We start from the raw sequence: 7072 nt of genomic DNA, 5'->3' as shown, positions 1-7072 counted from the left end.
GGGCCTCCCATGCGCGCAGCGTCAACCGGCGCGCGCCGTGAAACTTCAGCGCCATGCCGCTGTCCCATTGCGCGTCGGTCATCGCGAACAGGTCCAGGCCCGGCACCGCGCCGGCCACGTTGACCAGCGCATCGATGCGTCCGTGGGCCTGCAGCGTGGCGCCGACCACGGTGTCCGCGGCCTCGGGCCGGCTCAGGTCCGCGGCGACCACGAGGGCCTGCTTTCCCATCGCACGGATCTGCGTAGCCACGGCTTCCAGCGCGTCCTGGCGCTGTGCGCACAACACCACGCAGGCATGGTCCTTCGCGAGGCGCAAGGCGGTTGCCTTGCCGATGCCGGAACTGGCGCCGGTCACGATCACGACTGAATTCGACATGATGGTGCTCCTCAGGCGGCGCGGTGTTCGACCGCTTCGAGTATCAGCGAGACCACCGCGGCAGCGGCGGTGACCGCACCGTGAACCAGAACCACGCTTGCCTTTGCCATCGCATCCTCCATGCATAACCGCAAAAAATGAGGATCGCAGGTTATCTTCGTTGAAATAACCTGTCAACATTAGAATTGACGGTTATTGACTCGGACACGTCGAACCCACAAGGTGATGCCATGACGGATGCCAGACCTCCCGCGATGTTCATTGCCGATGCACTCGGCCTGGACTTTCTCAACTCGGTGGCGGTGCCGCTGGACACGCCGGTGGAGTACCTGGCGTCGGGCGAGGACCTGGTGGCCTGGTTGCGGCAGGCGGGGCTGGTGCCGGCAGCCGTGCTCGACGAGACCCTCGCCCATGCCGGCCCCGGCGAGCTGGATGCCGTCGCCGCGCAGGCGCGCGCACTGCGCGAGTGGTTTCGCGGCTTCGTGCGCGAACACCGCGGGCGGCGCCTCGATGCGCAGGCGGTGGCTCGGCTGGAACCGCTGAACCGGCTGCTGGCGCGCGACGAGGGATACGGGCAGGTGTGCGCAGTGCCCGGCCAGGAGGCGGACGCCGGCCTGCAGTGGCTGCCGATGCGGCGCTGGCGCTCGCCGGATGCGCTGCTGTTGCCGATCGCCCAGGCGATGGCGGAACTGCTGACCACGGCTGACTTCAGCCAGGTCAAGGCCTGCGAGGGGCCCGCCTGCACGCTGTTCTTCCTCGACAGGACGCGCGGCCACAAGCGCCGCTGGTGCAACATGGCCGTTTGTGGCAACCGGGCCAAGCAGGCCGCCCACCGGGAACGTCTCACGCAACGCGCGTAACTTCATCAGTGATGTTTGACAGGTTACTTCTGAGAAGTTAACCTGATCGAGCACATTTTTGTGGTTACTCGAAGGAGCAAGAGATGACGAGCGTGAGCTATCGGCGCGTGAGCGTGGGCGAGCATGAGGTGGCGTATCGGGAGGCCGGGCCGGCACAGGCCCCGGTGCTGTTGTTGCTGCACGGGTTCCCCAGTTCGAGCCACATGTTCCGGGACCTGATCCCGAAGCTGGCGGACCGCTACCGCGTGATCGCGCCGGACCTGCCCGGCTTCGGCCAGACGACCGTGCTGCCGCGCGAGCAGTTCGCGTACACCTTCGACAACCTGGCGCGGGTGATCGACGGTTTCACCGAACGGCTCGGGTTGACGCGCTACGCGATCTACGTGTTCGACTACGGTTCACCGGTCGGCCTGCGGCTGGCGCTGAAGCACCCGGAGCGCATCACGGCGATCGTCACGCAGAACGGCAATGCCTATGACGAGGGCTTGAGCGAGGGCTGGAATCCGATCCAGGCCTACTGGCGCGAGCCGAGCCAGGCCCACCGCGATGCATTGCGCGCGTTCCTGTCGCCGGAAGCGACGCTGTGGCAGTACACGCACGGCGTGGCCGATGCGAGCCGGGTGTCACCCGACGGTTACGGGCTGGACAACCACCACCTGGCGCGGCCGGGCGCGCACGAGATCCAGCTCGACCTGTTCCTCGACTACGCGAGCAACGTGGCGCTGTACCCGCAGTTCCAGGCGTACTTCCGCAAGCACCAGCCGCCGCTGCTCGCGGTGTGGGGACGGCACGACCCGTTCTTCCTGCCGGCGGGTGCCGAGGCATTCAAGCGCGACATCGAGGCCGCGCAGGTGCAGTTCTTCGACACCGGGCACTTCGCGCTGGAGACGCATGCCGCGGAGATCGCGGACGCGATCCGGGGCTTCCTCGCGAAGCTCGCCTGACGGCGCAGGCGGCTCTCGGGGTGCAGGGGCTACTTGCCCTTGCGCACCCGGCGCAGCTCGTCGACGATCAGCAGGATCGCGCCGAGCGTGATCGCGCTGTCGGCGAGGTTGAACGACGGGAAGAACTTGTCGGCCCAGTGCACCTGGATGAAGTCGACGACATAGCCGTGCAGCAGCCGGTCGATCACGTTGCCGAGCGCGCCGCCGAGGATCAGCGCGAGCGCCAACGCGAACATCCTCTGGCCGCCGTGGCTGCGCAGCATCCAGACGATGAAGCCGGCGGCCACCGCGCCCAGCCCGACGAAGAACCAGCGCTGCCAGCCCGACGCCCCGGCCAGGAACGAGAACGCCGCGCCGGTGTTGTGCACCCGGACCACGTTGAAGAACGGCGTGACGTGCACGCTGTCGCCGTACGCGAAGTTGGCGAGGATCAGCGACTTGGTCAGCTGGTCGAGCACGATGATGACGAGGGCGATGCCCAGCCAGGGGAGCAGCGAGGAACCTGTTTTCTTGAATGGCATGGTCAGTGGGAGCGAAGGCGATTCAGGGCAACTGCCGGGTCGCGGGCATTGTGAATAACAAGAGCGACGAATACCCGCTGCTCGTCGAACATATAGAACACCTTGTAGGGGAAGCGGCGAAGCACGGCTCTGTGAATGGCTGGGACGACTTCGGGAAAGGCCAGCGGGTTTCGACAGATTGTTCTCAGCAGCGTACCGATCGCCGCATTGAACTCGGAGCCCACTCCTTCGCTCTGTTCGTCGTACCACTGGCGCGCCGACCAGATATCGTCGAAGGCTTCCGGTGTCAGGACAAGCTCGTGCATCAGGCGTCGCGCATGCGCTTCTGGGCTTCCTCCCACGACATGCCACTGCCCGGATCGGCCTTGTAGCGCGCCATGCGCTCCTGGACGAGCGCAATGACCTCCGGCGATTCGGGCTGCGCGGACGATTCGGCAGCAATGCTGTCCCACAGCGCCTCCACGAGTTCGAGCCGCTCGGCGACGGGCAGTTTGAACAATGCGGCGTACTGCGACAAAGGGTTCATGGCGCGCTCCTGGAAGGGAATCAGGCGACTGTACGCGGCTCGCCCGAACCGTACAGGTTGCTTGTGCACCGTCCGCAGATCGTCGGATGCTGCGCATCGCTGCCGACGTCGTCGCGGTAGTGCCAGCAGCGCTCGCACTTGGTCGCGGCCGACGGCGTCACGGCCACCGCCAGCTCCGCACCCTCGGCGATCCGCGCCTGCGACGTGATCGTCACGAAGCGCAGGTCGTCGCCGAGCGACGCGAGCAGCGCGTGGTCGCCGGCGGCCGCGGTGATCAGCAGTTCGGCCTGCAGCGACGAGCCCACCTGGCCCGCGCTGCGCAGCGCCTCGATCTCCTTGTTGGCCACGTCGCGGATCTCGCGCAGGCGCGCCCACTTCGCGAGCAGCGCCTCATCGGCCCAGGCCGCGGTGTCGCTGAAGGTCTCGATGAAGATCGACGCCGACTGCCCCGGCGCGAACACCTTCCACGCCTCCTCGGCGGTGAAGCTCAGGAACGGTGCCATCCAGCGCAGCATCGCGTGCGTCACGTGCCACAGCGCGGTCTGCGCACTGCGCCGGGCCAGCGACTTCGGCGCGGCGGTGTAGAGCCGGTCCTTCAGCACGTCCAGCCAGAACGCGCCCAGGTCCTCGCTGCAGAACACCTGCAGCTTGGCCACCACCGGGTGGAACTCGTACACCTCGTAGTGCTTCAGCACTTCGGCCTGGAACTGCGCCGCGCGCGCCAGCGCATAGCGGTCGATCTCGAGCATCTGCGCCACCGGCACCGCATCGGTCGCCGGATCGAAATCGCTGGTGTTGGCCAGCATGAAGCGCAGCGTGTTGCGGATGCGGCGGTATGCGTCGACGACGCGCGCCAGGATCTTCTTGTCGATCGCGAGGTCGCCCGAGTAGTCGGTCGCCGCGCACCACAGGCGCAGGATCTCGGCCCCCATCTCCTGCACCGAATCCTGCAGCGAGATGAAGTTGCCCAGGCTCTTGCTCATCTTGCGGCCCTGGCCGTCGACCGTGAAGCCGTGCGTCAGCAGGCCGCGGTACGGTGCATGGCCTTCCATCGCGCAGGCGATCAGCAGCGACGAGTGGAACCAGCCGCGGTGCTGGTCGTGGCCTTCCAGGTACAGGTCGGCCTCGGGGCCGGCTGCCCCGTTCGGCCCGCCGGTGGTGCCCGGCTGGCTGCCCACCTTCTCGTTGAGCACGTGGAAGAAGGTCGAGCCCGAATCGAACCAGACGTCGAGGATGTCGTTGCTCTTGATGTAGTCGCCGGCCTCGGCGCCCAGCACCTCGTCGACGGTCAGCTTCGACCACGCCTCGACGCCGCCTTGCTGCACCACCTCGGCTGCGCGGTCGATCAGCGCCATCGTGTCGGGGTGCAGCTCGCCGGTCGCCTTGTGCAGGAAGAACGGCAGCGGCACGCCCCAGTTGCGCTGGCGGCTGATGCACCAGTCGGGCCGGTTCGCGATCATGTCGTGCAGCCGGGTCCGCCCGTTCTCGGGGAAGAAGCTGGTCTGGCCGATCGCCTCGAGCGCGGTCTGGCGCAGCGTCTTCGGCGCCTTGTCCTTCGTGAACACGCCGTCGCCCTCGTCCATGCGCACGAACCACTGCGCCGCGGCGCGGTAGATCACCGGCGTCTTGTGGCGCCAGCAGTGCGGGTAGCTGTGCGTCAGCTTCGAGGTGGCGAGCAGCCGGCCGGCGTCGCGCAGCGCATCGGCCACCAGCGGCGCGGCCTTCCAGATGTGCTGGCCGCCGAACAGCGGCAGCGTCGCCTCGTAGACGCCGTTGCCCTGCACCGGGTTCAGGATGTCGTCGATCGCCAGCCCGTGCTCGCGGCAGGAGTTGAAGTCGTCCACGCCATAGGCCGGCGACGAGTGCACGATGCCGGTGCCGTCGTCGGCGGTCGCGTAGTCGGCCAGGTACACCGGGCTCACGCGGTCGTAGCCGGGGTCGACGTGGGCCAGCGGGTGGCGGAAGGTGATGCCGTCGAGGTTCTTGCCCAGCGTGGTGGCGAGCACGGTGCCGGTGAGGCCGTAGCGCTCCAGGCACTTGTCGACCAGCGCCGCGGCCAGYAGCAGGATGCCGCGCTCGGTGTCGACCAGCGCGTACTCGAGCGCCGGGTTCAGGTTCAGCGCCTGGTTGGCGGGGATCGTCCACGCGGTGGTGGTCCAGATCACCGCGAACGCGTCCTTCGCGAGCGACGGCAGGCCGAAGGCGGCGGCCAGCTTCGCGGGCTCGGCCGCGAGGAAGGCGACGTCGACCGTCTGCGACTGCTTGTCGGCGTACTCGATCTCGAACTCGGCCAGCGACGAGTGGCAGTCGAAGCACCAGTAGACCGGCTTCAGCCCGCGGTACACGAAGCCGCGCTCGATCAGGCGCTTCAGCACGCGGATCTCGTTGGCCTCGTTGCCGAAATCCATCGTGCGGTACGGGTGGTCCCAGTCGCCCAGCACGCCGACGCGCTTGAAATCGGCCATCTGCTGCGCGATCTGCTCGCCGGCGTAGCTGCGGCTCTTCGCCTGCACGTCGGCGCGTTCGAGGTTGCGGCCGAAGGTCTTCTCGATCTGGTTCTCGATCGGCAGGCCGTGGCAATCCCAGCCCGGCGTGTAGCGCGCGTCGTAGCCGGCCAGCTGGCGCGCCTTGACGATCATGTCCTTCAGGATCTTGTTGGCTGCGTGGCCGACGTGCAGCGTGCCGTTGGCATACGGCGGGCCGTCGTGCAGCACGAAGCGCGGGCGGTTCACGCGGGCGTCGCGCAGCTGCTTGTAGATGCCCTGGTCGCTCCATTCCTTGATCCAGCCCGGTTCGCGCTTGGGCAGGTCGCCGCGCATCGGGAACGGCGTGTCGGGCAGGTTGAGGGTGCTTCGGTAGTCCGTGGTCTTGTCGGTCATGGCTTTGCGCGCCGCGCGGCGCGTCTCGAAGGCAGGGTGCCGGCGCCTGGGCGCCGGGGCTCGCGAAAGGAAGGGGAGGAGCGGCGAGCGTTAAATTCGGTCGCGCGTGGTCTGGCGGCGTTGCGCGGCGTACGAGGCGAGGCACACGCGGGCGTCCTGCACGTCCTGCTCGATCGCCGCCGTCAGGGCTTCCAGCCCGTCGAAACGGGCCTCATCGCGAAGTTTGTGCAGCAGTTCCACGCGGACGAGTTTACCGTAGGCCCCCTCGGCCCCGAGGCGTGCGGGCCAATCGAGGCAATGCACTTCGAGCAGCACCCGGCCGGCGTCTTCCACCGTCGGGCGCACGCCCAGGCTCGCGACGCCGTCCAGCGGCTGTTCGCCCAGGCCGTGGGTGCGCACTGCGTAGATGCCCATCGCGGCCGACTTGGCATGGGCGAAGCGCAGGTTCAGCGTGCGGAACCCCAGCTCGCGGCCGAGCTTGCGGCCGTGCACCACGTGGCCGCTGATGCTGTAGCTGCGGCCCAGCAGCGATTCGGCCTGCGCCATGTCGCCGTCGGCCAGCGCCTGGCGCACCGCCGAGCTCGACACCCGCAGCCCGTGCACCTCGTAGCTCTTCATGCGGGCGACGTCGAAACCCTGCGCCGGGCCGGCGGCATCGAGCATTGCGTAGTCGCCGGCCCGCTTCGCGCCGAAGCGGAAGTCGTCGCCGACCAGGATGTAGCGGGCGCCCAGGCCGCGCACCAGCATGTCGACGATGAAGGCCTCGGGCGACAGCGACGCGAGCGCATGGTCGAAGCGCAGCACGACGACCTGGTCGATGCCGCAGCGCTCCAGCTCGGAGAGCTTGTCGCGCAGCGTCGCGATGCGTGCCGGCGCAAGCTCCGGCTTGCCGGCGGCGCGGGCGAAGTAGTCGCGCGGATGCGGCTCGAAGGTCATCACGCACGAGGGCAGCCCGCGGTGCTGCGC

The 7072-nt window shown here is 68.1% G+C and carries 8 protein-coding genes; 2 read left to right on the top strand and 6 right to left on the bottom strand.

Going from position 1 to position 7072, the window contains the following annotated elements; genetic code table 11:
- Positions 1-376 (bottom strand): SDR family NAD(P)-dependent oxidoreductase (locus AC1D01_RS15150; RefSeq protein WP_477867581.1); only part of this gene is annotated, 376 nt, incomplete at its 3' end.
- 230 nt (positions 377-606) lie between these two features.
- Here AC1D01_RS15150 and AC1D01_RS15145 point away from each other — a divergent pair.
- The gene (locus AC1D01_RS15145; RefSeq protein WP_477867579.1) at positions 607-1236 is read left to right on the top strand and encodes a CGNR zinc finger domain-containing protein; all 630 of its coding nucleotides are present in this window, start codon (positions 607-609) and stop codon (positions 1234-1236) included.
- 83 nt (positions 1237-1319) lie between these two features.
- Positions 1320-2180: an alpha/beta fold hydrolase gene (locus AC1D01_RS15140; RefSeq protein WP_477867577.1), complete on the top strand. Its 861-nt coding sequence runs from the start codon at positions 1320-1322 to the stop codon at positions 2178-2180.
- 29 nt (positions 2181-2209) lie between these two features.
- Here AC1D01_RS15140 and lspA read toward each other — a convergent pair whose 3' ends face one another.
- The 5 genes from lspA to AC1D01_RS15115 form a co-directional block, all read right to left on the bottom strand.
- On the bottom strand, positions 2210-2701 hold the full coding sequence (lspA, locus tag AC1D01_RS15135; RefSeq protein ID WP_477867575.1) for a signal peptidase II: 492 nt from the start codon (positions 2699-2701) through the stop codon (positions 2210-2212).
- Positions 2702-2703: 2 nt separating this feature from the next.
- A complete protein-coding gene (locus AC1D01_RS15130; protein ID WP_477867573.1) occupies positions 2704-3006 on the bottom strand; it encodes a type II toxin-antitoxin system RelE/ParE family toxin in 303 nt (100 codons plus the stop codon).
- Positions 3006-3227 carry an addiction module protein gene (locus tag AC1D01_RS15125; RefSeq protein ID WP_477867571.1) on the bottom strand — a complete coding sequence of 74 codons (222 nt, stop codon included), beginning with the start codon at positions 3225-3227 and terminating at the stop codon, positions 3006-3008. The genes AC1D01_RS15130 and AC1D01_RS15125 overlap by 1 nt, the downstream gene beginning before the upstream one ends.
- A 20-nt stretch (positions 3228-3247) precedes the next feature.
- The gene (gene ileS / locus AC1D01_RS15120) at positions 3248-6106 is read right to left on the bottom strand and encodes an isoleucine--tRNA ligase (protein ID WP_477867569.1); all 2859 of its coding nucleotides are present in this window, start codon (positions 6104-6106) and stop codon (positions 3248-3250) included.
- A gap of 90 nt (positions 6107-6196) precedes the next feature.
- The coding region (locus AC1D01_RS15115; RefSeq protein WP_477867567.1) for a bifunctional riboflavin kinase/FAD synthetase at positions 6197-7072 on the bottom strand (876 nt) is incomplete at its 5' end.

The organism is Rhizobacter sp. P3_B12, from assembly GCF_056402895.1.
The sequence above is the reverse complement of the archived record's forward strand: the minus strand, read 5'-3'. Positions and strand labels throughout refer to the sequence as shown.

What these genes read in the sequence shown, in the direction of transcription:
- AC1D01_RS15145 (WP_477867579.1), top strand. Translation starts at nt 607, where the DNA reads ATGACGGATGCCAGACCTCCCGCGATGTTCATTGCCGATGCACTCGGC.
- AC1D01_RS15140 (WP_477867577.1), top strand. Translation starts at nt 1,320, where the DNA reads ATGACGAGCGTGAGCTATCGGCGCGTGAGCGTGGGCGAGCATGAGGTG.
- lspA (WP_477867575.1), bottom strand. Translation starts at nt 2,701, where the DNA reads ATGCCATTCAAGAAAACAGGTTCCTCGCTGCTCCCCTGGCTGGGCATC.
- AC1D01_RS15130 (WP_477867573.1), bottom strand. Translation starts at nt 3,006, where the DNA reads ATGCACGAGCTTGTCCTGACACCGGAAGCCTTCGACGATATCTGGTCG.
- AC1D01_RS15125 (WP_477867571.1), bottom strand. Translation starts at nt 3,227, where the DNA reads ATGAACCCTTTGTCGCAGTACGCCGCATTGTTCAAACTGCCCGTCGCC.